Source organism: Limibacter armeniacum (genome assembly GCF_036880985.1).
GTDB classification, from domain to species: Bacteria; Bacteroidota; Bacteroidia; order Cytophagales; family Flammeovirgaceae; genus Limibacter; species Limibacter armeniacum.
The window spans coordinates 109,503-132,732 of the sequence record NZ_JBAJNO010000008.1 but is presented as its reverse complement, the minus strand read 5'-3'; the positions used below and the strand labels follow the sequence as shown (position 1 = coordinate 132,732).

The 23,230-nt window shown below is 39.8% G+C and carries 24 protein-coding genes; 17 read left to right on the top strand and 7 right to left on the bottom strand.

Going from position 1 to position 23,230, the window contains the following annotated elements; translation table 11 throughout:
- The first annotated feature begins 230 nt into the window (after positions 1–230).
- Positions 231–2,240 carry a sialate O-acetylesterase gene (locus V6R21_RS06500; protein ID WP_334241920.1) on the top strand — a complete coding sequence of 670 codons (2,010 nt, stop codon included), beginning with the start codon at positions 231–233 and terminating at the stop codon, positions 2,238–2,240.
- A gap of 825 nt (positions 2,241–3,065) precedes the next feature.
- On the opposite strand, the gene V6R21_RS06495 is transcribed toward V6R21_RS06500, so the two are convergent.
- The 3 genes from V6R21_RS06495 to V6R21_RS06485 form a co-directional block, all read right to left on the bottom strand.
- Entirely contained in the window at positions 3,066–3,614 is a 549-nt protein-coding gene (locus tag V6R21_RS06495; protein ID WP_334241918.1) for a hypothetical protein, read from the bottom strand.
- Between the two features lie 211 nt (positions 3,615–3,825).
- Positions 3,826–6,783 carry a TrlF family AAA-like ATPase gene (locus tag V6R21_RS06490; RefSeq protein WP_334241916.1) on the bottom strand — a complete coding sequence of 986 codons (2,958 nt, stop codon included), beginning with the start codon at positions 6,781–6,783 and terminating at the stop codon, positions 3,826–3,828.
- 411 nt (positions 6,784–7,194) lie between these two features.
- Positions 7,195–7,788, bottom strand: coding sequence for a hypothetical protein (locus V6R21_RS06485; protein WP_334241914.1), 594 nt, complete (start codon positions 7,786–7,788; stop codon positions 7,195–7,197).
- A 505-nt stretch (positions 7,789–8,293) separates the two neighbouring features.
- Here V6R21_RS06485 and V6R21_RS06480 point away from each other — a divergent pair.
- The 3 genes from V6R21_RS06480 (at position 8,294) to V6R21_RS06470 (ending at position 11,049) form a co-directional block, all read left to right on the top strand.
- Entirely contained in the window at positions 8,294–8,602 is a 309-nt protein-coding gene (locus V6R21_RS06480) for a biotin/lipoyl-containing protein (RefSeq protein ID WP_334241912.1), read from the top strand.
- A gap of 298 nt (positions 8,603–8,900) precedes the next feature.
- Entirely contained in the window at positions 8,901–9,065 is a 165-nt protein-coding gene (locus V6R21_RS06475; protein WP_334241910.1) for a hypothetical protein, read from the top strand.
- A gap of 595 nt (positions 9,066–9,660) precedes the next feature.
- Positions 9,661–11,049 carry a DUF6798 domain-containing protein gene (locus tag V6R21_RS06470; RefSeq protein WP_334241908.1) on the top strand — a complete coding sequence of 463 codons (1,389 nt, stop codon included), beginning with the start codon at positions 9,661–9,663 and terminating at the stop codon, positions 11,047–11,049.
- 65 nt (positions 11,050–11,114) lie between these two features.
- Here the strand turns inward: V6R21_RS06470 and V6R21_RS06465 are convergent, their stop codons facing one another.
- The 4 genes from V6R21_RS06465 to V6R21_RS06450 all read right to left on the bottom strand — a co-directional run bounded on the left by V6R21_RS06465 (position 11,115) and on the right by V6R21_RS06450 (position 14,786).
- Complete coding sequence (locus V6R21_RS06465; RefSeq protein WP_334241906.1) at positions 11,115–12,239, bottom strand: ATP-binding protein; 1,125 nt, start codon at positions 12,237–12,239, stop codon at positions 11,115–11,117.
- A complete protein-coding gene (locus tag V6R21_RS06460; RefSeq protein WP_334241904.1) occupies positions 12,181–12,828 on the bottom strand; it encodes an RNA ligase family protein in 648 nt (215 codons plus the stop codon). The genes V6R21_RS06465 and V6R21_RS06460 overlap by 59 nt, the downstream gene beginning before the upstream one ends.
- A gap of 421 nt (positions 12,829–13,249) precedes the next feature.
- Positions 13,250–14,191 carry an NAD(P)H-dependent flavin oxidoreductase gene (locus V6R21_RS06455; protein ID WP_334241902.1) on the bottom strand — a complete coding sequence of 314 codons (942 nt, stop codon included), beginning with the start codon at positions 14,189–14,191 and terminating at the stop codon, positions 13,250–13,252.
- 115 nt (positions 14,192–14,306) lie between these two features.
- On the bottom strand, positions 14,307–14,786 hold the full coding sequence (locus V6R21_RS06450; RefSeq protein ID WP_334241900.1) for a hypothetical protein: 480 nt from the start codon (positions 14,784–14,786) through the stop codon (positions 14,307–14,309).
- Between the two features lie 869 nt (positions 14,787–15,655).
- On the opposite strand from V6R21_RS06450, the gene V6R21_RS06445 reads away from it, so the two are divergent.
- From V6R21_RS06445 to V6R21_RS06385, 13 genes are all read left to right on the top strand, one after another.
- Positions 15,656–15,874: a hypothetical protein gene (locus tag V6R21_RS06445; RefSeq protein ID WP_334241898.1), complete on the top strand. Its 219-nt coding sequence runs from the start codon at positions 15,656–15,658 to the stop codon at positions 15,872–15,874.
- 13 nt (positions 15,875–15,887) lie between these two features.
- The gene (locus V6R21_RS06440) at positions 15,888–16,550 is read left to right on the top strand and encodes a hypothetical protein (protein WP_334241896.1); all 663 of its coding nucleotides are present in this window, start codon (positions 15,888–15,890) and stop codon (positions 16,548–16,550) included.
- A 100-nt stretch (positions 16,551–16,650) separates the two neighbouring features.
- Positions 16,651–17,697, top strand: a complete 1,047-nt coding sequence (locus V6R21_RS06435; protein ID WP_334241894.1) for a nucleoid-associated protein — start codon at positions 16,651–16,653, stop codon at positions 17,695–17,697.
- A gap of 266 nt (positions 17,698–17,963) precedes the next feature.
- Entirely contained in the window at positions 17,964–18,212 is a 249-nt protein-coding gene (locus V6R21_RS06430) for a hypothetical protein (protein WP_334241893.1), read from the top strand.
- A 584-nt stretch (positions 18,213–18,796) separates the two neighbouring features.
- Positions 18,797–19,669 carry a hypothetical protein gene (locus V6R21_RS06425; RefSeq protein ID WP_334241891.1) on the top strand — a complete coding sequence of 291 codons (873 nt, stop codon included), beginning with the start codon at positions 18,797–18,799 and terminating at the stop codon, positions 19,667–19,669.
- A gap of 18 nt (positions 19,670–19,687) precedes the next feature.
- On the top strand, positions 19,688–19,960 hold the full coding sequence (locus tag V6R21_RS06420) for a hypothetical protein (RefSeq protein WP_334241889.1): 273 nt from the start codon (positions 19,688–19,690) through the stop codon (positions 19,958–19,960).
- A gap of 62 nt (positions 19,961–20,022) precedes the next feature.
- Positions 20,023–20,691 (top strand): winged helix-turn-helix domain-containing protein, encoded by a 669-nt coding sequence (locus tag V6R21_RS06415; RefSeq protein WP_334241887.1) that lies wholly within the window; start codon positions 20,023–20,025, stop codon positions 20,689–20,691.
- Between the two features lie 207 nt (positions 20,692–20,898).
- Entirely contained in the window at positions 20,899–21,078 is a 180-nt protein-coding gene (locus tag V6R21_RS06410; RefSeq protein WP_334241885.1) for a hypothetical protein, read from the top strand.
- A 115-nt stretch (positions 21,079–21,193) separates the two neighbouring features.
- The gene (locus tag V6R21_RS06405) at positions 21,194–21,694 is read left to right on the top strand and encodes a hypothetical protein (RefSeq protein WP_334241883.1); all 501 of its coding nucleotides are present in this window, start codon (positions 21,194–21,196) and stop codon (positions 21,692–21,694) included.
- Positions 21,695–21,719: 25 nt separating this feature from the next.
- The gene (locus V6R21_RS06400) at positions 21,720–22,112 is read left to right on the top strand and encodes a hypothetical protein (protein WP_334241881.1); all 393 of its coding nucleotides are present in this window, start codon (positions 21,720–21,722) and stop codon (positions 22,110–22,112) included.
- Positions 22,109–22,405 (top strand): hypothetical protein, encoded by a 297-nt coding sequence (locus V6R21_RS06395; protein WP_334241879.1) that lies wholly within the window; start codon positions 22,109–22,111, stop codon positions 22,403–22,405. The genes V6R21_RS06400 and V6R21_RS06395 overlap by 4 nt, the downstream gene beginning before the upstream one ends.
- Before the next feature lie 3 nt (positions 22,406–22,408).
- Positions 22,409–22,702 carry a hypothetical protein gene (locus V6R21_RS06390; protein ID WP_334241876.1) on the top strand — a complete coding sequence of 98 codons (294 nt, stop codon included), beginning with the start codon at positions 22,409–22,411 and terminating at the stop codon, positions 22,700–22,702.
- Positions 22,703–22,727: 25 nt separating this feature from the next.
- Positions 22,728–23,225, top strand: coding sequence for a hypothetical protein (locus V6R21_RS06385; protein ID WP_334241875.1), 498 nt, complete (start codon positions 22,728–22,730; stop codon positions 23,223–23,225).
- Positions 23,226–23,230 lie beyond the last annotated feature (5 nt).

The following is a 23,230-nucleotide window of genomic DNA, read 5'->3' as shown; positions in this document are numbered from 1 at the left end:
TCTGCGGCTTTTTTCTTGAATTTTAAACTCCACACATCCATTTCTCTCCCTCAAACAACCAAAAAACTACCATTTAACATTTTGACCACATCTGTTATCATTTTGACTATAAATAGCCTGTGAGTGAATTTGAGCAGTTTCTGTATTGAACTAGATTGGAATCGAAAAAAGAAGGCATTTTTCTACCTCAAAATGCTAAGCCAAAATGTTTACAATCATTCCAACTAACGATGACTGAACAACGCAGATTAACCAAACAAACAACCGCCAAGTATTACATAAAAAAGCATTTATCTGACTGGTTTATCAAAACCTCACTCACTGCAATACTTGCGGCAATCACCACCATTGGTTTTGGTCAAGTTACCTTACCCAAGGTCTTCAGTGACCACATGGTATTGCAAAGAAATACAGACATCCCTGTTTGGGGTAATGCAGCACCTAAGACAGAAATTTCCATTCAGTTTGCAGAACGCCGTACAAGCACCATTACTGATGCTGAAGGAAAGTGGATGGTCAAGTTGCCGCGCATGCAAGCCGGAGGTCCATACAAGCTGGAAGTTTTTGAAGGGAAAAAACCTTTTCCTGTTGTTCAATTTGAAGATATACTGATCGGTGATGTTTGGGTAGCTTCCGGACAATCCAATATGGAATGGCAAGTACAGCAAGCCATGAATGCTGAGACAGAAATCAAGAACGCTCACTTCCCTTCCATCCGTCTGTTCAATGTAGCTCATGACAAACAACTGACTCCTCAGGAAGATATTGCAGGTGGAACGTGGGCTGTATGTGATACCAGCAGCGTAAAAGAAGCCTCTGCTGTGGCTTACTTCTTTGCCCGACAGCTAAACACGGAAATGAATGTACCGATAGGCATTCTGCAATCAACATGGGGTGGTACGCCTGTTGAGGCATGGACAAGCCGTGAAATGTCACTGTCATCACCAATCACCCGTGAGCACATCCTGATGAACGACTCACTGACAACTGATCATTTCGTAAAGGACAGCTTGGATCTTATCCGTTTCTGGGACATTGTTTATAACCCTAAGAACAAGACAGACAAAACCATTCCCAAGAAAAACCTTGACGACTCAGATTGGGATGAACTGAACATGCCTTCCACATTCAAGGACTGGAATATCCCTCCTTATGAAGGAATGGTCTGGTTTCGCAAAACTGTAGCACTTCCTGACAATATGCGAGGCAAGGAGCTAACCATTAACCTTGGTCATCCTGAGATGAATTACTCGCTGTACTTCAATGGAACAGAGATTTGCAAGACTGTATGGAATGCCAACAAGACACATCACTATAGCCTGCCAGCTAAGCTGACAAAATCAGGCAAATGTGTAATCGCTGTCCGCATGGCTGTACTATGGGGCGGTGGAGGCTTTAACCCACCTGCTGAAAACATGTATATCACAGATGGAGAAAACAAAATCAGCCTGACTGGTGCATGGAAATACAAAAAGGATCTGGAGCCAACCATTCCAAAGATCTACAACTACCACCAGTACCCGAATGTGTTGTACAATGGCATGATCAACCCGATTATCCCGTATGGTATCAAGGGTTTTATCTGGTACCAAGGTGAGAACAATGCAGAAGCAGGCTATGATTACCGTACACTCTTCCCGATGATGATCAACGACTGGCGTGTAAGGTGGCAGCAAGGTTACTTGCCATTCCTGTACGTACAGTTGGCTAACTATATGAAAACATCTCCTGAGCCATCGGAAAGTGACTGGGCAGCACTTCGTGAAGCACAAACGATGACCTTGACACAACCTAATACTGGCATGGCATGCATCATTGACCTTGGCGAAGCGGATAATATCCACCCTACAAACAAGCAAGAAGTAGGTAGAAGACTTGCCTTACTGGCAGAAAAACTGGTCTATAATAAAAATGTACAGGCTTCAGGACCACTGTACAAAGGCTATACGGTGGAAGGCAACCAGATCAGGGTACATTTCACTGAAACAGGTTCAGGGCTTTCTACTCGTGATGGTCTACCACTGAAGGGTTTTGCCATTGCAGGCAGTGACCACAAATTCTATTGGGCAAATGCCGTTATCGATGGCAATGATGTAGTAGTCAGTACTGATAAAGTTACCAACCCTGTAGCAGTACGTTACGCTTGGGCAGACAACCCTGAATGCAACCTGATCAACCAAGAAGGATTACCAGCTATCCCTTTCCGTTCTGATTCTAACAGAAAGGATAAGGAGCAGTAATAAATCTTTGACAAAAGAGATTTTAACTAACACACAAATACAGAAGGGTGCAATCTAGCACCCTTTTTTGTTTTCGATAGATCTACTTCATCCTCTATCTGGCTAATAAGCAAGTATTGAATTGGAATAGAGATTTTCTATTCTAACCCTTTCATATATTATGATGGACTAAATGAACGTGAATTATGAATTTTACCGCTCTTTCAGCGCTGAAAATATTGTTTATATGACAATGGACTAAAGTCCATCGCTGATATATTTTGTCCCTTCGGGACTTTTGCCATGAAAGGGCCTTATGCAATAGCGATGGGTAGCACCACCCATCGTAAAGAAAGACATGCAAATCAGCCCTAAAAGGGCAAAATAGCAATATTTCAATCCATAACTCACGTAAATGATGATGTTAGCTTGTTCAACCCTTTCAGGGTTATGATATAATGAACACTGTCAACGCCGGATGGCTATCCAGAGCTAATATGGTTTGTTTCCTTCGGTAACAGCATTTGCTGTAAGCAAAAAAATCCCAAAGGGATTGAAGGCAAAAGCGTACAGTATTAGTAAATCCATTTATCCAACTCCAAAGGTGTTGAACCTATAAATCATTGAAGCCTGTAAAACTTCCGATTTCAATGATACATCTGCTTAACTTTCAATCTGCTGAAACAAGTGTCTGCGCTAGCGGGGGAACAAGCAAGTGGCTAGCTAGCCTTAGTGATAAGCCACAGCCTTAATTTATTTTTATTGGTGGCGGGCTGGCTTACACGCAATAACCTACCAATTTTACTACTAACTTAATGCTTTTTTAGCCTTTGTTGTGTATTTTTTTTAAGCAACACCATTAATCCATAATCCAAAAAATTGATTTGTTGTAAGATTAAAATTGATTTCCCAATAATAACTACAGCCATCAAAAACTTGAATATATTCTTCATCATAACCATAAGTGTCTCTATTCTTATCCCAAAGAAAATTTATGTGTACAATCTTCTCTCCTTTTTCATTCTCAATACCCACATATTGCCTGTAATAATGGTTTAAATTTTTATGGATTTTAGGACAATCATCATAACCATTCATCGGGTTATTTCTAGCTAATTTATTTAGTTGAGCCCTTAAATCATTTTCAATTTTTGAAATATCTATTTCTGATGGAGTCCAATAAACGATAGATTCCGTTTTATTATTAAAATATTCATTGAAAGGATATTTTTCAGTGAAAATTGTGCCATTGAAATACTCACTTTCAATACCTATTTTTGTATCATTTATGTTTATTTTTTTTAGGTTTAATAGTTGTTGATTTATTTTACAACCACATATTAAAAGTAAACCTATTAAAGACGTTAAGAGTAGAAAATTATATTTTTGTTTCATTAGACTATAATACACAACGTTTAGTATATGGACAGCAGGGCGGTAGATACAGATGAAGTATCAGTTTACCACTGAGCCGAGCTAAACATTTTTATATTTAATTTACTTTGTTTCAATATCAAAATTTTAGCTTGGCGGTGTTTCAAACAACCACCAAACTTTCTTACCTCACTGAATGCCCTATTTTCTCATATACAGTGTTAGGCACATTTTAACTAAATCGATACTTTTTCTCCCGTTTCATAAATGCGTCTTTTCCGCCTTCAACTATGTCAGCTACGTGTTGTCGAATACCCATTGATTTTAAAACATCTGTTTCGCTATCTATCTTCTCAAATGTATTTTCCAAAGCACCGTTTGCATAATCAAACTTAAAATCACTTGAGGAAGAATCATCATTTTGACCTTTTTGGTTTGCTACAATTATGTTTTCTGCATCTGCATTAACGACTATGTTAGCATTATGGGTAACAACTATTATTTGCCTTTCCAATTTTTTATTTCTTAGATACGAAACTAAGTCAGATGTTATCGATCTATTATCCAAGTTGTCCTCTGGTTGATCAATCAAGATCGGAGCTTTTGATTTACTTAAGCCTATTATCAGCATAAGGATGACGAAACTAGCTTTACCCGTTGACATTTCTCCAAGAGTGTCATTCTTGTAATGAATTGACCAATAATCAAAGAAGTAATCGTTTAGTAAATCTTTTAATACGCTTATTCGGTTAGCATTTTTGGATAAGGCGTAATTTCCTTCCGTAATATCTTTGAACAATTGTTTCAAGGTGACAAGGATTTGATCGAATTCAAAGTCACTAGTTGCCTTATTACTTTCTGAAAGTAAATTGTAATTGTTATAGGATGCGGTTCTTCCGTCACTCACAGATAACAATGATTTACGTAATTTAGGGAAATTGAATTTTACTTTGCCTTCTATTTTAAGACCATCCTTTTCTAAATCCAAAGTCCTGTTTTTTAGAGATTTGATAATCTCTATGTACTCTTTATAAGTACCACTATATATCTTAAACAAATCGTCTTGCGACTTCTTTATTAAATCTTTTTTAGATGTAAGCTTCTTTGTTAGTGTTTCTATATCATTAAGGGACTTTCTATCAGTTGCAATGGATTTATTTAAATCTTCAATTGCGGTTTTGATTTTCTCATTCTTTAAGAACGGCTCAATAGATGTTTTGACTTCTCTTAAATTTGCATTAAGGGTATATAATACTTTAGCCAGCTCACTCTGTAATAAAAAATAACTTTTACCATCATCTCTCGTTTCTGTTTCAAATTCCTTATCAGCATCAAGTACCTTTTCTAATAATTGATCAATTATTGAATAAGTATTTTCATAATGCTCTTTTAAGATTGGAGTTTTGATATTCTGAATTAAGCTATCTTTCTTCTGTTTGAGACTTTTGGTCGATTGAATTAATTCTGTATTGAAGTTCTTAACAGATAAGTAATCAGACTTCCAAGATTCTTTATCTGTTTCTATTGACTCTTCTCTAGATTGAAGTTCTTTATACTTGTCAATTTCTTCGGAATCTAAACCAGCACTTTTATTTAACTCCTCTACTTTTTTTGAGTTACTTGCAATATTTTGTTCCAATACTGACTTATTAGACTTTGTTTTTAATTCAAGTTCTATTGACTCAATTTCTTTTAGGACATCAAAATAGTTCTCTATCTCATTATTTCGGAGTTTGTCGATTTGCTTTACTTTACCAATGAATTCATTGTATTCTTCCTTTGATTGATCATCTTCTGTAATAAGATCACGTACAATCTTGTTTAACGACCTACCTTTTTTATTTAGTTGAGGTTCTGCTAATTTGACCAAGTAGTTTTGAGGAATATATTTTATTTCGGGTAAAATTGAGTTCTCCTCCTCATCTCTTTGTAGATTTTGCTTAAAACCACCACGAGTGTTTATTTCAAAATCAAAATCATTTGCAATTTTATCAAGGTCATATTTGAATGTTCCATCTTCATTTTGAAGTACATTTGAGTCAGCTAGTAAAGTTTTTGCAAGAGAATAAAGTAAAATTGATTTACCAGATGATTTACCTCCTATTATAACATTCAAATTAGGGTTAAGGAGGATAGGTTCAGTAGAAAACGTGTTGTCAGAACAAGTAAATTTCACAGAATCAATAAGATATTTCGCCTCTTTAAAATCAGGCTTATCTGTTTGAATTCTTACTCTATGTTCTGGTTCAAGACATATCTGTTTTAATCCTTCAAAATCTAGATTGGACTTGACCCATGTGAATCGATTAAAAAGGTCTTCTTCTTTATGTGCATCACAACCAGTAATACATGGTTTTAATGAACCTCTTTCCTTTATGACTTTGCTAACTTCTTGCAAATAAATTGATGAATTATAGCCTTCAGTTCCTTCTAACCTTTTTCCAATAAAGTAATTAATGTCTTTTTCTCGTGTCGAGAATATGGCATTAGAAATGAAGTATATTGACTTCCTTAGACCATCTAAACTTCCATTTTCTTGTTCAAATAATTCATAGTGTTTTTGAATTGCAGAGGCACCATCTTTATTCGAATTACTAACAACTAATAAAGTATTGTCTTTGAACTTTTTATTCTTGGAAAGTATTTTTTTGAGAGCGGTAATATCAACCACAAAATTATCTAAGCCCTTCTCATACTGTTTATGTGTCTCTTGAATAGAATCATCTAACGAAATACCATAGTTGGTAATTCCGTGCCTATTCATCTGAAATCCATCTTGGTTTTCGATATTTGAAAAGAAATCATGTTCCAGCTGATCAACATATTCAGGATTAAAAAGGCAATGTATATTTATCAATTTTCCTTTATCTGTTGAAGGAATCATTCTCAATTCAACGTTGGGAAATAAAAATATCTGCTTTATTAACTTTTGTTCTTCCTCCGAAAAAATAGGCTCGCCTTCCTCGGTTACTTTTGATTCAATTCCGTCCCTATACTTTACTGTTTCTAAGTATTTTTCAATCGAAAAATAGTCTGTGATGCCGATAGCTGATATTTCGTTTTCAATGGCCTTTCTAAAGAATGTTTGAAAGAATTCATCCATTAACGAGGATTGGAATTGATCGTTTTTATTCGTTCCTTTTGTGTGAACATGGAAATTCCACTTATGCCATTCTGAACCTCTATTCATAAAAATTTCTTATTTCTTGGAATGTTGTGCCTAACAATTGTATATAGTGCACAGTGGTATATAGCCTGTAAAATCAGGGGGGGGGTAAAAGCACCATGGTTGATATACGCACTGTGTCAAAAACTTCTTTAATCTAGCGGATTCTTGATTTTGTTCAAATTTTTTGTTGCCACATCAATGTAAATGTCTATCGTCTGAGAAAATCCCAGCCAAGTTTGAATATATCGCTAGTCTGTCTCAGATAGAATGTTTCTATTTTTATGATAATCCACCTTGCAGCTATACTTCCTTCTCTTTATTAACGGCTTAGGACTTTTCATTGCGTAGCAGAAAAAAGGCACACCTCTCCCACCCACAAAACTGAAGCGACAGCCTTGCACCTGATGTAAGGTTTTAGGAAAAATAATTGGATCAGCTTGCCGCTTTTTGTTTCTGCGTGTTCAGTTGCATCTGCTCATAGTTGGGTAAGGTGTGCTTTTCTTCAGCGTAGTGGGGAAAGTCGGCAAAGAGGAAAGTTCGCTCAAACAGGCGGATGATTTCTTTTACTTCCAATGCCTCTTCTGCAAGTGGTTCAGTGCCTGGGTTATTATTGGCCAACTCTTGCTCTTTTTGCTCAATAGCGGCTAACTGGCTTTCGTAAATGGCAGACAGCTCACGAGCCAGCACTGTCAGGGACTTTTCTTTAGCCTTCAGCTCAATCAAAAGCAGGTCGGAATGCTGTACCAGATAAGCTTCCAGCGACTCCTTCTGGCGCATTACCTTTCTCAACTGAAATGCCAGCTCTCCACTCCGATGGGCTGCAGACTTATCTGCCAGCATGGCATGGTACATCTGTTGCTGGTAGGTTAGGTAGGTGTACTGGTCCTTGATTTTTTTCCTTTTCAGTTCAATCCGCATGATCCGGATCTGGATGCGGTCACGTTGGTTCTCAATGGTTCGCCTTTTCAAGTCCAGTGCTTCAAGCTTCCCCTTCCTGTTTTCCAGCTCCCAATTCTGTGTATTCATATTATATCCATTTAAAGTAACTGCCTTTATAATAATGGACTTTCAAATAACAGATCGTCAACTAGAATTCTATTGCGTGTAGGGTTTAAATGGAAATTAATTTTTTGAATCTCAAATTGGAAGTGACTCTGGCCATAAGAAGAAATGACTAGCCTCTGAACCAGCTCAAAAACAAATTCGAGGCAGGTGAAAAGTGAAATTGGATTTTTCTGAAAAAATTGGACAATGCAGTCTGAAGCCCAACAAAAGGTAGCTGTTAAAGCTTAAGCATGTCATGATAGAATTGAGCGCTAAATGAATAATAATATGGCACCAAACCCAAGGACACCCACGTAGGAGCGGCATCTTCAATAAGTCAGGTTTTAGATGATTTCGGGATTAGTGAGGAAATTTTTCATCTGTAATTCTCATCCAAAAGCCTTTGATTAGACAAAGCGTAACATTATTTTTCAAGGCTACTACTCAAAAGTAACCTCTCTATTTTTTTCATTTAAATATAAACAGCATGTTTAAAAAGCTTTTTAAAAAATCATCCAAAGAGATCAAACCACAACCTCCTATCGAAATTACTGAAGGTGAACAAACCATCAGGTTACCTCAAATGAGCGAGTCTATGACTAAAGCCAAAGTCACGAAATGGTATTTCAAAGAAGGTGACATCGTAAAAGCAGGTGATGTACTGGCTGAGATAGAAACTGATAAAGCCGTGATGGAACTGGAATCTTATGATAATGGACAACTGGTCAAGCTGGCAGTCCAAGAGGGAGAGTGGTTAAAAGTTAATGATGTGTTGGCTGTGATTGAGACAGTTTAAGCAAGTATTGAATTGGAATAGAGATTTTCTATTCTAACCCATTCATATATTAATGTGAATTATGGATTTATCTTCAAGTATATCACCCTTTCAGGACTGAACAGTGTGGTTTTCATTACGACGGGGTAATCGCGCGTGCAACGGCCATCGCTGATATATTCAGTCCCTTCGGGACATCTACCCTGAAAGGGTAAAAATAATAGTGATGGATTTCAATCCATCTCATTCATGATGCCTTAAAAGCGAATTCTAATCCAAAACGCACATTATATCATGATGGACTAAATGAACGTGAACTATGGATTATACCACCCTTTCAGAGCTGAAATATCATTTATATGACGATGGACTAAAGTCCATCGCTGATATATTTTGTCCCTTCGGGACTTATGCCCTGAAAAGGTCTTATACAATAGCGATGGGTATCACCCATCGTAAAGAAAGACATGTAAATCAGCCCTAAAAGGGCGAAATAGCGACATTTAAATACATAACTCACGTTCAATGGTGATGTTAGCTTGTTCAACCCTTTCAGGGTTATGAGATAATGAACACTGTCAACGCCAGATGGCTATCCGGAGCTAATATGGTTTGTTTCCTTCGGTAACAGGATTTGCTGTAAGAGAAAAAAACCAAAAGGGATTGAATAATAGTAGCCGTAGGCTTTTGCCTATGGTATAAGTAAATCCATTTATTCAACGCCAAAGGAGTTGAACCTATAAATCATTGAAGCATGTAAAACTTCCGATTTCAATGATACATCTGCTTAAAATGAGACTCCAAAAAGAGCTTGAAAAGCATGGTGTTAATTTAGGCTTAGCTCAAGTTGAGAAAGATGATAACAAAATAGATTTCTCCAAAGGATCTTACCCTTAAAAGAATTTGATTGAGTATATTCAAAAAGACATTCTTTCTATTGTAGTCTGACTGTGTGTACAATACTATCAAATATGAATTTAGCTAACCCTACTAAACGAATTACTGAAATACTGCTATGTCTTTTATTTGCGATCTCCTGTCCCCAATTCCCATTATATTATTCTAACCAGAACACCTACTTGTTACATGGATTAGCCAATGCTGGCTTGGGCTATTTACCTGATGATTTTCTGGCGAATACGGTCGATCCATTTCCATTATTTAGCTATTTGGTAGAGGTTACGGTGACCTATTTCAACGAGTACTTTCTGTACTTTCACCAAATAGTTTTACTAAGCATATTTGTTTACAGTACCATTGGGGTTATTTGTATCGTATTTAACATTAAAAAGTTTAGTACAACCTACTATTTCCTATTCTTGTTATTAACCATCACATTCAGTGATATTTCTTCCGAATACATTTCCTATACATTATTTGTCTTTGCAAGGGAAGGTGTTGCAAAACAATATTTACTTGGTAACATGTTTCAGCCGAGTGTATTTGGTGTTTTATTAATTCTTTCTGTCTATCAATTTTTAAACAACCGTATTCTTACAGCTACCATATTAGTCCCTATAACAACTTATTTCCATTCGTCATATTTGCTTTCAGCAGGCTTAATAATTGCGGCATATATAATATACTTTCTTACTGAGAAGCAGGTCAAAAAATCTATCATATTAGGTCTAATGGCATTGCTCTTGGTAATACCTACCCTCACCTACATTCTTCTATCATTTTCTCCTACAAGCCCTGATCTCACAAAATATGCTCAGGAAATACTGGTTGATATCAGGATTCCACACCATACAAAAATCAAGGAATGGTTTAGCTATTTAGTTGTATTGAAAATAGTATTGATCAGTATTGCCCTATTGATCGTCAGACAGCATAAAAGATTGTTTATCATTATGAGCATGTTGTTCTTTACAAGTATGGTACTATCCTCAATTCAGTACCTAACACAAAGTAACTTTGGGGCTTTACTGTTTCCGTGGCGTGTTTCTGTTTTACTGGTTCCGCTTTCCAGTGCAATCATCTTGGGTAAGGTTGTAACAACTATCAGGCTCACATTGCCTGTTAACCCACTGTTCTATTCAACCATTAAAAAACTATCCATAGCAAGTCTCATTACTTTTTCCATAGCAAGTCTCTATTTATTCACCCAACGATACATAGAAAGACAGGTCAATGTTGAGATGTATTCTTTTGTAAAAGAACATTCTAAGAAAGGCGACCTTTACCTAGTACCTATAGCATATGAAGATTTCAGAATAAAGACTTTAACTCCTATATTTTCTGATTTCAAATCGCACCCTTATAAGGATTCAGAAGTAATTGAATGGTACAATAGAATTGAGATCATCAAGAAAATCTACAATAAAGGGTTTGAGTGCGATTCTTTGCGATACTTATGTCAGAAATATGGGGTCACACACCTGCTCTCAGATAAGTCAATAAGTACCTGTGGTTTTATGAACCTAATTTATAAGGACTCCCAATTTTCAATTTACCAGATAAAGTAACCATAAAAATACGGATGGAATACATATTAAAAATCCCTTCAGCTACACACTGAAGGGATTTGTCTTTAGTTACGATTATATACTACTTGATGTGCTTCATCCAATGTTGGCATTTCAAGTCTTTCAGCCATCTTCAATAGGTTAGCTGTTGGAATTTCATCACGCCGCCTTTCCAATATATTATCCAGCGATGATTCGATATAGACAATCCTAAAGCGAGCACCATAGACTTCCAACATAGAAATGACTTTATTGCGCAGGTCACGGGTCAAGTTGGTTGCATTCCATATAAAAGACTGTTTTTTTCTTGCCAGTACTTTGGCTTCCTCCATTGCATGCTGAATCACTCGCCCCTGCCCTTTGCGGTCTTCATGTGGAATTTTTAGTCTTTCCCTGATATCATCCAAACTGACAGAGGGCAAATCCAACTGTTTGACATATGTATCCTTCCCACTGCCTGCCACACCACACATCAGGGTTACCTCAAAGACAGTGTCATCATAAATAGCGGATGGGTATTCGGCATCCTGCCTGAAAAACTTAAATCGACTATGGTCATTATGAAAATCTGGAGCCTTTCCGTAGCAATCTACCTCAAGACAAAGCTCTTTGAACAGCTCCACACTCTCCAGCATATGATCGGTATTATCTCCAATTCTTCCCAGTACATCTGCCTTTGCCAGCAGGTACAACAGATGAAGATCTAACCGAAGGGCGTGTCGCCTAATCTGTCTATACACATCCTGCCTGTCTATTGCCCAAACTGGAAACCCATGCAAGCGTACCAAGCCACAAACTGTTTCCCGCTCCTCAAGCGGCAAGTTCCACAGTAACACTCTCGCCTTATGCTCACCAATCAGCGCATGTTTTGGTGCTACCACTCTACCAGCCTCCACTCTTGTAGTTTGGGGCTTTGCAATATCATGTAGCAGTGCAGCCAATACCAACAGGTGTTGCTTCTTGCTACCCAGTTTTCGGAAGTCCTCCAGTTTCAGAAGTGCTTCACAGACCATCTGAGTGTGTATCCATACGTCACCCTCTGCATGCCATACAGGATCTTGCATACACTCCATCATGGGCTTTACCCAAGGCTGCTCTTCTATAGTTCCCCAATCAATTCGGTAGTTTTTATCATAAAGCGGTTGGGAACCAAAGTCGGGCTCTCTTCCAGTTTTTTGTCCAGTGCTCATCGGTTTTTACATGGTTTTGTCTGACATATTTCAATACATGGTGCTTGAACCTATCCACACTAAAACCTTCCGTTGTGCGGACTACAAAGCCTTCGCATTCTCCACCAAGCTGACTCTCCTGTTCCATTCCCTGATCTATTTTCTTTATCAATTCAGCTTCTGTAAAATGATTGATCTCCAAGACAGGAACGGTTGGCAGATCCAGCATGGCTGCATAGAATTTCACTTCGTCCCAAGATAGCCACCTATCTCCATCCCTAATAGCAAAGACATAGAAGTAAGCTTGCAATCGGGTATATTCGATGCTGTGAATGCCGTAAAGGTTTTCCCCAAAGATCTCCAGTTCTCCTAAAGATGGGTTGACCATGTTCCATATCTCCCACATGTTGGCAGCCCAAGGGTTACGGGTGGGTGCCGCATGTGAACGGGCATATACACCGCTACTTTTCAGGCAAGTGTTTTCCCCATCCAGTTTTTCCGTAATTACCAGTTCCTTTTCCAAAATGCCTTGCCAACCCTTCATAATTTTATCATCAGAAGTAGTGCCTGGCGAAAAAGGAAAATGGTAGGTACGACCATATTTATCCATTTTTCAATCGTCATTAAAATGGTGTACGCAGACAAGCCCACTGTCATACAGTAAGGGGTAATGTGTTTCGTTATCTGCAATACAATAATTTGAAATTGATTTGTTGGTGCTTATTCACACCGAAAGGAAGGCATACAACCACAGGCTTCACCTCTCCTGCTTAGGAAAGTGAAATAAAAAGTCGGATTGTATGGTATTGAAGCATTACATGACGATCAGTTCGAGCCTGTATTTAAAAGTTTTGTATTATTCTTATCTCTTGACAACCCTGCCAAAAGGGTTGACAAAGGTAGGCAATCTTTTTTCGTTATCCGCTTTTCTCTAAAATATCACGATATGAATGTTTATCACAGAGCATTTTAAATGAAAAAGCCCACATAATTATGTTATGCAGGCTTTTACTATTTTATCATAATGAGAATCAAAGATTGGCCAATCTTGCTTTCTCTTCCACAAACTCATTCCACATATCCTGAAGAATAATGGCTGCAGGCTTAATATCTTTGATTGTAGCTGCTACCTGCCCAATCTCCAGTTCACCTTCTGCCATATCTCCCTCAAACATTCCTTTCTTGGCTCTACGTTTACCTAAAAGTTCTGCCAAAGCTTCTTTGTCTGCCCCATTTACTTCTGCTACCATCACTTGCTGTTGAAACTCATTTCGAATCAGCCTTACAGGTGTCAATTGTTTCAAACTTAGCAGTGTCCCCCCTTCGGGCGTATCCACAATACGGTTTTTGAAATTCTGATGGGCTGAAGATTCCTCACTTGCGGCAAAACGGCTACCAACTTGTACCCCTTCGGCTCCCAATGCAAATGCAGCTAGCATACTTTTGCCAGATCCAATTCCTCCAGCTGCAATAACTGGAATACTGACAGCCTCAGCTACTGCCGGTATTAGACACATGGTCGTGGTCTCTTCCCTTCCGTTATGACCACCTGCTTCAAAACCTTCTGCCACCACAGCATCACACCCAGCTTCCTCTGCCTTCAGTGCAAACTTGGTACTGGAGACTACATGTACGACGGTTATGCCATGTTCCTTCAAAAAGCCTGTCCATATCTTCGGATTACCTGCAGAGGTGAATACAATCTTTACCCCTTCTGCGACTAACAACTCCATCATCTTATCCATCTCTGGATACAGCAAAGGTATATTTACAGCAAATGGTTTATCTGTGGCTCCCTTGCATTTACGGATATGCTCCTGCAATACTTCAGGGTGCATAGATCCTGCCCCAATAATGCCTAATCCTCCTGCATTACTGACAGCAGAAGCCAAACGCCAGCCACTGCACCAAATCATACCGGCCTGAATGATTGGGTATTGAATCTCAAAAAGTGTTGTTATACGGTTAGTCATAAAATATTGTTAGTCTATTCTCTTATTTCTCAGGTGGTTAATTTTTTATTTAACCTGATATTACTCCCGCTGTAGCATATATGTAGCAAAATCAACACAAAAAAATAGTTTGATTTTATGGCTGCATAACCATGCTTGCAACGCCTGTTTGGAGTAATAACCTACTCTTTCCCAATTGGACTGACTGGTCCTTAAAGTCTGCAAACCTTCGTCTGGCAAACTTAGCCTCCTTTTCACTTTTGATTGTTCTCAGGAAGCGTTCAAACCTTTCTTCCAAGCTGTTCATAAAGCTATCCAACACTGGCATAACTTTACTTTCCATTACTTGCTCTGCAATTTTATATTGATCCTCTTCACTAAGAGATTGCTCTGTATCAATAGTCTTTTCCTTAATAGGTTCATCAAACAACAACCAATTCATATCTACATCTGGGAAATCTTCCTTCACCTGTTTAATGATAAACTCTGGTGGGAACTCTGAATTAAAGTAACTATAAATAGTTGTAGTAGATTTCCCGAATCTCTCAGCAAGCTTTTGTGCATCAGCACTGCCTTTAACGCCATATAATTCACGTATTTTCTGTCCTGCTTTCATTTTTTCTTTAGATTTATTCGGTTTTTCTTGAAGTTTTCAGTTATGATGTATAATATTGAAGAGTATTAACAAGCGCATTACATGTTTGTGTTACATAATTATAACACAAATATAGTTACATCCAATGTTATACATAAATAATGTGCCAATTATTCCACAATTTACTTAGCTCAGTACAATATCATGACAACCTTGGCTTCAAATGACTACAGTAAGTTTATCCTAAAAACCAATAAATCTGAATACGAAAACCTAAACACAGTAAAGGTTCATAAAGATTTAGTTAAATTCTATTCAGAAACACACAATAAATCGTTAATCAAAATAGATGACTTGACAAACAGAAGTGATTCCGTAAGGTTAGCTTTAATAATCTTTAAAGAAATTATAGAAAACCTAGACATAGATGACTGTCATGATCAAGAAAGTTTGATAAACAAGATCTTTCAAAGATTCAGAAATACTTTATCTAATTCAGAATAAGTGATTCACAAGCACAGCAAAGAGAGGAACCGTGCTGTTCCGTGGGAGCGTTTCCCGCCTGTGCGCAAGCAATTGAGACAGGTTAATAAATTAGGTTAAACATATTACATACCCGGGCTTTTGCCCGGGGCTTGTTTCCTAATCAAGCCCACTCAGAAGAAATCAATTTAAGGTTCATAGTAGAAAGCACAGCCGGTTTTTTGGGTTACCGGCTGAATCAACGAAGGATCAACGGCTCAGAACTTCAGGGCAGCTGATTAGCATCGAACAGATCCTAGAGTCGGGGGCAGTACCCGACTGGTGCTCATAAACTATAAACTAAGATTGGATTGAGTTCCGCTACCCTCCCCCAGTTTTGGGGGAGGTTTTAAAAACTGAAACCAAGGATGGAGAAGTTCAAATACAAATGCGATAAAGACATCAATGTAAAAAGAGACTTAAAGACATATAAGTCTTTACATGATTTTATCTCCAGCATTGTTAAGCAAGGCTTGCAAGAGGCAGGAAAAGAGGATTTGGAAATCGATATCGATAAGCTGATCGAAGATAACGCAATGATCACTTTCGATATTGAGGATATACTCTTCAGATTCAAGCTATCCTAAAACTGATAATACTATGATTGAAGAGCTCGATAGATACCTAAATGAAACATTTTCACCCATTAGGGTTAATATTGATCGTGCTACCAACTCATCAAATGAACACACATCTTTCTTTGAAAGTTACAAATGTACATTGAAGGATGAGGGTAGTATCCATTACTTGATCACCTTATATAAAAATAAATACAGTTGCAGGTTTTCACTTGATTTTATAACACTTAATAGCTCCATGTTTAGCAAGTGTCTCTTTGACCAAAATGTAACAACAGCTCAAGAGGCAATCGATCTCTTAAAAAGAGATAAGCTTTTCAATAGCAGGTTTATAAAACAAGTGAAAGTTCTATCAGAACCAAGGCTAAAGGAACTTCGAGAAGAAATTCATCAATTTTTCGCATCACATATAGATGAGAAAATAAGTGTGTTAACCAATCATGAGTATACGATAATATACACTGAAAAAACAGCAGAAGGAGTACTAGATATCTTTCTGGGTTTTCCGGAAAACGAACCCCCTCTGCTGACGGTAAGTCTACGTTCAGGATATTGTCGATATGACTTGATTGCGCACTTAAGAATATACAGTCTGGAAGATATGCTTATGCTACTTTATAACGACAGCATTATTGAAAGGGAAAAACTTCTGTCATTCTTAAAAAAGGTTATCTGTTTTGTGTGAAAAATGTGTTTTAAGTGGTTTTAAATTACACAATTACAGGATAATCTGAAACTCGGAGCGGGGCGTTTGTCCTGCTCCATTTCAAACCCGAAAAATAGCAATGAACGATTTTAATTCTGTCAAACTCAAAAACCTGATCCTGCACATTGTAGGTAATAAGGTTCAGGAAGAATCACTGATACTCGAAGAAGAAATCGAAATAGGAAAATATGAGCTACTCTATAAGGAGATGCTCCACTATTTCCTAAGACCAATCAACTCTGGTGCCCGTTACCAGTTTTGTGATGAATCTGGCGACCTCAAGCTAAATGAGATGTATGGCTTTGCCAAAAGGATTTTTGAGAATCCGGCAGAGTTTAAGGTGCAGTCTGAGAATATGGCCAAACACCTGTTCAGCTCCTCTACCCATCCCCGCATTCAGGGCGGTGAGTTTTACGTGGCATATCTGGAAGATTGCATTGTAGATGGGGACGTTGTGGATGGTATCGGGATATTCAAGTCTGAGAAAAAGAATGTCTTTATCACAGTCAATCCAGAACTGGAGGGAATGAAGCTGGACTACAAGAAAGGCAGCAACAAGATCGACAAGGCTTGCATTATCCTAAATGACCGAAAGGAAAGCGGCTTCAAGATCCTACTAAAAGAGGAAAGCAAAAAGTCAGTCGAATCGGGATACTGGAGTGAAAGCTTCCTACGGGTGGAGCAAATCGCTGATAGTCATTTGCACACAACCAACTACCTGCAGCTTTGCCGTGGTTTTGTAGCAGATGTTTTCAATGAGGATCATAATGTAGAGAAGCCAGAACAAATAGCTTTCCTGCAAAGAAGTTTGAACTACTTCGGTACTCGAGATGAGTTCAATGTAGTGGAGTTCGAAAATGAGGTACTGGAGGAGCCGGATGTGATCGATTCTTTCATAGAGTTTAGAAAGGACATCAGCGAAAAATACGATATCGAGGTATATCCCGAGTTCCAGATATCAGCCGATGCAGTCCGAAAGGCAAGGAAAGACTTCAAGTGCCTGATCAAGCTGGACGGCGGCAAGGTGCAGATTGCAGTGAAAGGCAACGAGGAGTACATCGAGAAGGGCTTTGACAATGAGCGGAACATGAACTATTACACGGTGTATTTCCACGAAGAAGACTAGAAAAAAAGCCACCCCATGGTAGGAAGGTGGCTTATAGATCATCGTCTAGGTTACTAACTAAAAAGAAGAATTTCAAGATAAGAAACTGATAACCAAAAGGCAATAAAAAAGTCGCCCCACATGCCAAGGGCGACTCTAGAGAGTTAATAAAACAGGTTATCAGTCGGTCTATCCATTAACTAAACAAAAGATAATAGTTTTCTTTTCCCACAAAAAAAGGCGACAGCCAATTTGGGAGTGCTGTCGCCTTAAAAGAATTTTGAACTATGCGCAATTTAGAACAAAACCAAGAAAATGCCAAAAACCTTACACTGATCAGGGAGCAATCCCGGTTAGGTGCCGTACAAAAGCTCCGGCAAGACCTCGGGGCCAGCATCAAGGAGAGTCAGGGGCTGGACATCCTCACCGGAAGGCAAACAGGGCAATACATAATGCCTAGCCTGCTGGCCAACAGCATCTACCACTTCCTTGGACAGATTGAATCAGATACCCAAAACCGACTAGAGAAACTATGAAACCAAATCAGTCAAGACATTTCATTACGCATGTAAGCGAAAACGATAAAGTGAACCTGATCAGGGAGCGTTCACTGGAGGCGCTAAGAGCCCGACCAGATGCCCTGGTCTACAAGCCATTATACAACCTCGCAGGAGGCTTCTCATACCTCGTGCAAGGTATCAGTGCGCTGCTGGCTGCCATATTTGTCTACTACCAAGTCTCGGAAGTCGTGGGCCAGCATTTGGATAGTGAGTACTTAACGCAAGCAATCGGGTATGCAGCCGCAGCGCTACTGGTATTCTTTATCGAATACATCAAACGTGAAAGTGCCCAGATCATTCAGGAAAAGCTTTTCAACGAAGGCTTTGCTCCAGTTTTTTTCTCAGTTTTGTTATGTGGGTTTATTGTCCTAAGTATCTCCGCCTCTTTCCTGGGCGGAGATTACTGGGGAGAAAAGATCCAAAACCAAGCCGAGCAAATCGAGTCAGATTTCCGCCGCCAGCGCACTGATGTTAACCGCATGTATGAGCAGCTGATCGATGCAGAGCGCAAAGCTCTCGAGGACTTCAAGCAGTCAGTGTCCTACAAGGGTAAGATCAATATGTATAACAAGACGATCGCCCAGACCATCCGCAATCACGAGAACGAAATCACCCGCCTGCGCAAAAAGCAGGATAAAGATTTGTCCTCCCTCAATTCAGAAGAAGCCACCACATTAGCAACGAATAGTTCTTCCGTTCGCAGCAATTCAAATAAAGCTGGAGCGGTAGCCATTATCTGCGACATCGTTTTCCTGATCTGCTTTTATGCCCGGTACCGCTACCAGACCAGCAGAGCACAGGAAGCAAAGGCAGAACAGGTATTGCAAACAGGGTTTTACGATAGCCGACCATTTGACACTTATACTTGGGATCAGTATCCGGTTTTCAGGCAGCCACACCAGTTGACCGCTGAGAAGCGGACACAGGCTCCCGGACCGGAACCCTCCAAGTTGCCACCTCCACAGGAACAGGAGGAAAAAAGGCAAATCGGGTTTCATGCGAACCTAGAGCGGATCATTTCAGAAAAGCAGCGACTGGAAGAAATGCTTGAAAAGTACAAAAGTGTAGAATCAAACCCGTACCCGCAGCATCAACACGATGACACGGTAAATAACACGGTGACACGGTCTGATAATCAGCAAGTACACGGTGACACGGTAAAGTTACACGGTAGTTTACACGGTGACACGGTAGGTTTAAACGGTAACTCGGAAGAGGAAGACGCCGACGGAAAGTACAAAATACACTGCAAGTGCTGCGGCAAGGAAGCTTGGAAGCGCAGCCCACGGGCAGAGTTCTGTACAGACAGTTGTCGCTTCAAGTACAACAACGAGCACCGACCTAGCAAGCGATACGGTGACACGACAGAAAACGGAAGAATCAACTTTGAATCAGCAACGAGTACACGGTCCATCAGGCCCGATACTCGGTAAGCAAGAAAGGTTTGAAAAATGGCATCACAATACAGAGCACCGCAAATACTAAGGGAAGGCAACTTCACCACAGCCAAGGTGGATCGCCCAACCTGTAAGGTTTACATCCTGACAGCAAAGCTGCTGCGTGGCATGTCAGCCTACCTGGACAAGAAGGTGGTCCGCAACCAGTTTGAGTCAAAACTTGAATACATGTCTGTACAGGAGCTGGAGAAGGCCCTGGAGCTGATGCAACAAAGCGAAGAGGCTTGTCACAAGTTTGTCTCAAAGTATGGATTCAGTAAAAACTAATTGCATAAAAAAGACCTCCGTTCTCGCCGACCAAAGCAAACGGAGGTCATAAATAAACTCATATGAGCTTAGTAGTAAGAATTTTTACGCCCGGGGACGTCCCGCAAAATAAGAAAGGGAAGTATCAAAAGCCAAGAAATTTTCACCAAAACAGTTACCATATCTTCTATGGGTATGTCAACAAGCACAACGAGAAGTTTGATTACGAGACCCGCAAGCTGAAGATACGGGGCGGTCTGCTGGCTACACTCAGAGCCTTGAACCAGCGTTTCCTGACCATCTACGAGGCCAGTACCACGCATGGCAAAATGCGCTATAAAGAGCCTGAAATTGATCATGGCTGGTTCGAAACCTCGAATGCCTTGCTGGGCAATGCCACCCACCAATCTCCCCGAACAGTTGCCCGCCATATCCAAAGGCTGGTAGAGATGGGTGTGATCGAAAAGAAAAGGATTGGCTGTGAACAATACCACAATTACTCCATAAAGCTTTGTGACGACCTGATCCGTGACGTGATCCAGTTTGCCGAAGCCGAGCTGGAGGTAAGACGTGAACTGGAACTGGACGGACCTCTTAACAAGGAGCAGGAAGAACGCATCCTGGACAAGACCGAAACCAAGGCCAAAACGCATTTCCCTGAGCTAAACGAACACACCGAAAAGGATGAAAGAAGCATCGAAAATGTTGTGAATAAGTTGGCCAGTCGAATGTTGATAAACCGCCGAGAATGATGATTTTTTTACAACACTAGGACAAAATGACCTATAAAATCTATTTAGTCTCTTAAGAAACAGAAAAGACAGAAAAGACAGAAGAGGTCTCTAAAGGGCAAATGTGAATATGTGGATAACTCAAACCCCAGCAGGGCAGGCAACGATCAAATTGAAATGTTGCAATAACGCAGTGGCCCACTCGCTCCGCTCGAAAAAAGGCTTTAAATGTGGCGTAGTGAGTCCCCCAAAGGGAAGAAGCCAACGCCCAGAGGTCAGCAAGGTCAAAAAGTTCCTACACGTGGCTACAACGGCAAGGACAAGGGTGATCTGACACAGCAGTGGTCGTCCAGCTATATGCACTGCCGTGGGTATCTGAGAATGGAAACGAGAGGGAATAGCCCGTGAACTAAAAACTTAGTTGATAAAGCAAAAAAAAAGAGGGTCAAGCCGCCAAGCATCCCTCTAATTTCAAAACAATGATCCCGCCAAAGGATCAACAAACCAAAAATACAAAAAAACAATGAATATCGCCAAAACTCAAGCAGTTAGACAACAGGAGGTTCAGAGAATCCTGATGAAGAGAAGTAAAAGGGACAGCCTTTTCCGCATGTGGGTATTGAAAAGAAATGGAGAAAAACAGGTTTTCTACTCCTACGACTTCAACACCGAGCGCCGCAAGGCCCTCCATTCAGCCCATAGACCCAATGAATTCAATGGTTTCAACCAACTGATCAAGCTTGCTGAAAAGATCCACAACAAAGACGGCGTAGAGGTTGCCATCATCTACCACAACCAACACCCATCACGCCCGATGCTCGCCGATATCCGCAAGGATTTCTTCCAACCGAAGCTAAACGGGAACCAAAAGAAAGACCTGCTCGAACAGCTGGAGAAGCAGAAAGCCAAACTCTGGACAGACTACCAGCAGCTACTCGAGCACGGAGCCCCAGACGAGAAGCTCGACGCTTTGATGGAGGAATATGAGAAGATCAACCTCCAAATAGATGATATAACAGCTTAATACTCACCCAAAATAATCGCCGACCATGATTATCAACATCGAAAAAAACCTGAATTACATCAAGCAATTGTCTGACGGAGTGAAACGCTTCGACAGTGTAAAACCCTTTGACAGTGCCTTCCATATGTCCATGTGGATGGAAGAAAATTGCCTCAAGTGCCAGAAATGCTTTACGGCACACCACCCAGATCATGAGCTGCCGCAATTTGAGGAAAGTAAGGAGCTGGTCCGCAAAGGACAGGAGTGTATTGGAAAACTGGCCATGGATATGATGATCAATCAGCCAACCATTCCGGAGGAAATTGGGAAAATGATCGGTTACGAAAAGCACATACCCTCGAAGTGCGCCGCCTTCAAACAACTGGAGGAAGCCAAGGAGCAGACGGATAACCCTAACCAAATGACGCTTTTCGGATGAGCAAGTTAAGATTCCAACTCAAGCTAAAGTCTGGCGACATCATACTGATACGCCAGATGCTTTCCCCGTTAGCCACCATCTATATGTGGAACAAGCCGGAAAGTCTGGACGATGCCGTACTGCTGGAGCTTTACCAGCAATTGCTTCGAGTTCCTGCAGAACAAAAGCAGGTGACCATCCGGTACAGCGAAGCCATAGGACTCTATGAACATATGCGCTCTTACCGAATGACATCTGGTCCACTTAACCAGGTACGAAACGATATTATTAATCGAATTGACAAAACCCTTTAGAAAATGTACTACATCATATCCCTTTGCCATACCTCCAAACACGAGCAATACCTCACACTTTGGAGACCAAATAATGCAGGTTATTGCTACTCCAAAGAACAAGCTGGAGTGTATGAATCACCCGAAAAAGGCTATCACGATTCTGATAGCAACATGCCAATTAAGGTTGAAGAAGCCGATAAGCTATTCCAACACTTACCATACGATAATGTAATGAAATACATGATTCCAAATACAAGAGAGGTTTGGAAATCCCTCAATGTAAAAATGACCAAACATGGCCTTGTGAAATCTTAAACTAAACGAATAAACCCTTTAGAAAATGAATACGCTACAACAAAAAATCTACGATCTACAAATTAGGCTGATCACTGGAGATACAAATGTCAGGTTACTTACTGCATTAGACTTATTAGCTAATGAAGCTAAAGAATGGGAACATCAAGATAAGTTTCTCACACTGTCAGAAATATCTGGACGAATAAAAGAAACACCTGACTCTTGTAACGACTACACCCTAACAGCTGACTTTAGCGGCTTAAATGACATCAATCGCCTGATTCTAATTGTAGCAGGATATAGTATGGGGGATTTAGGAGTAAGACGAAAAGATATTGAGCAAATAACAGGCTGGAACGGAAGCTACATTAAAGAGCTTAGGAAGCAATATGAGCATTTAGGGTTAGAGTTAATCTCTCTATTCTGTGAAAATGATGGAATGTACTATGGAAGAGGGTATTCGTTCAATACGCAAACCTACGAAAAAGCCCTAACTGATATGCACGCAAAAAAAGAAGTGGCTGAATTAGAGAAAGCTTAACCAAA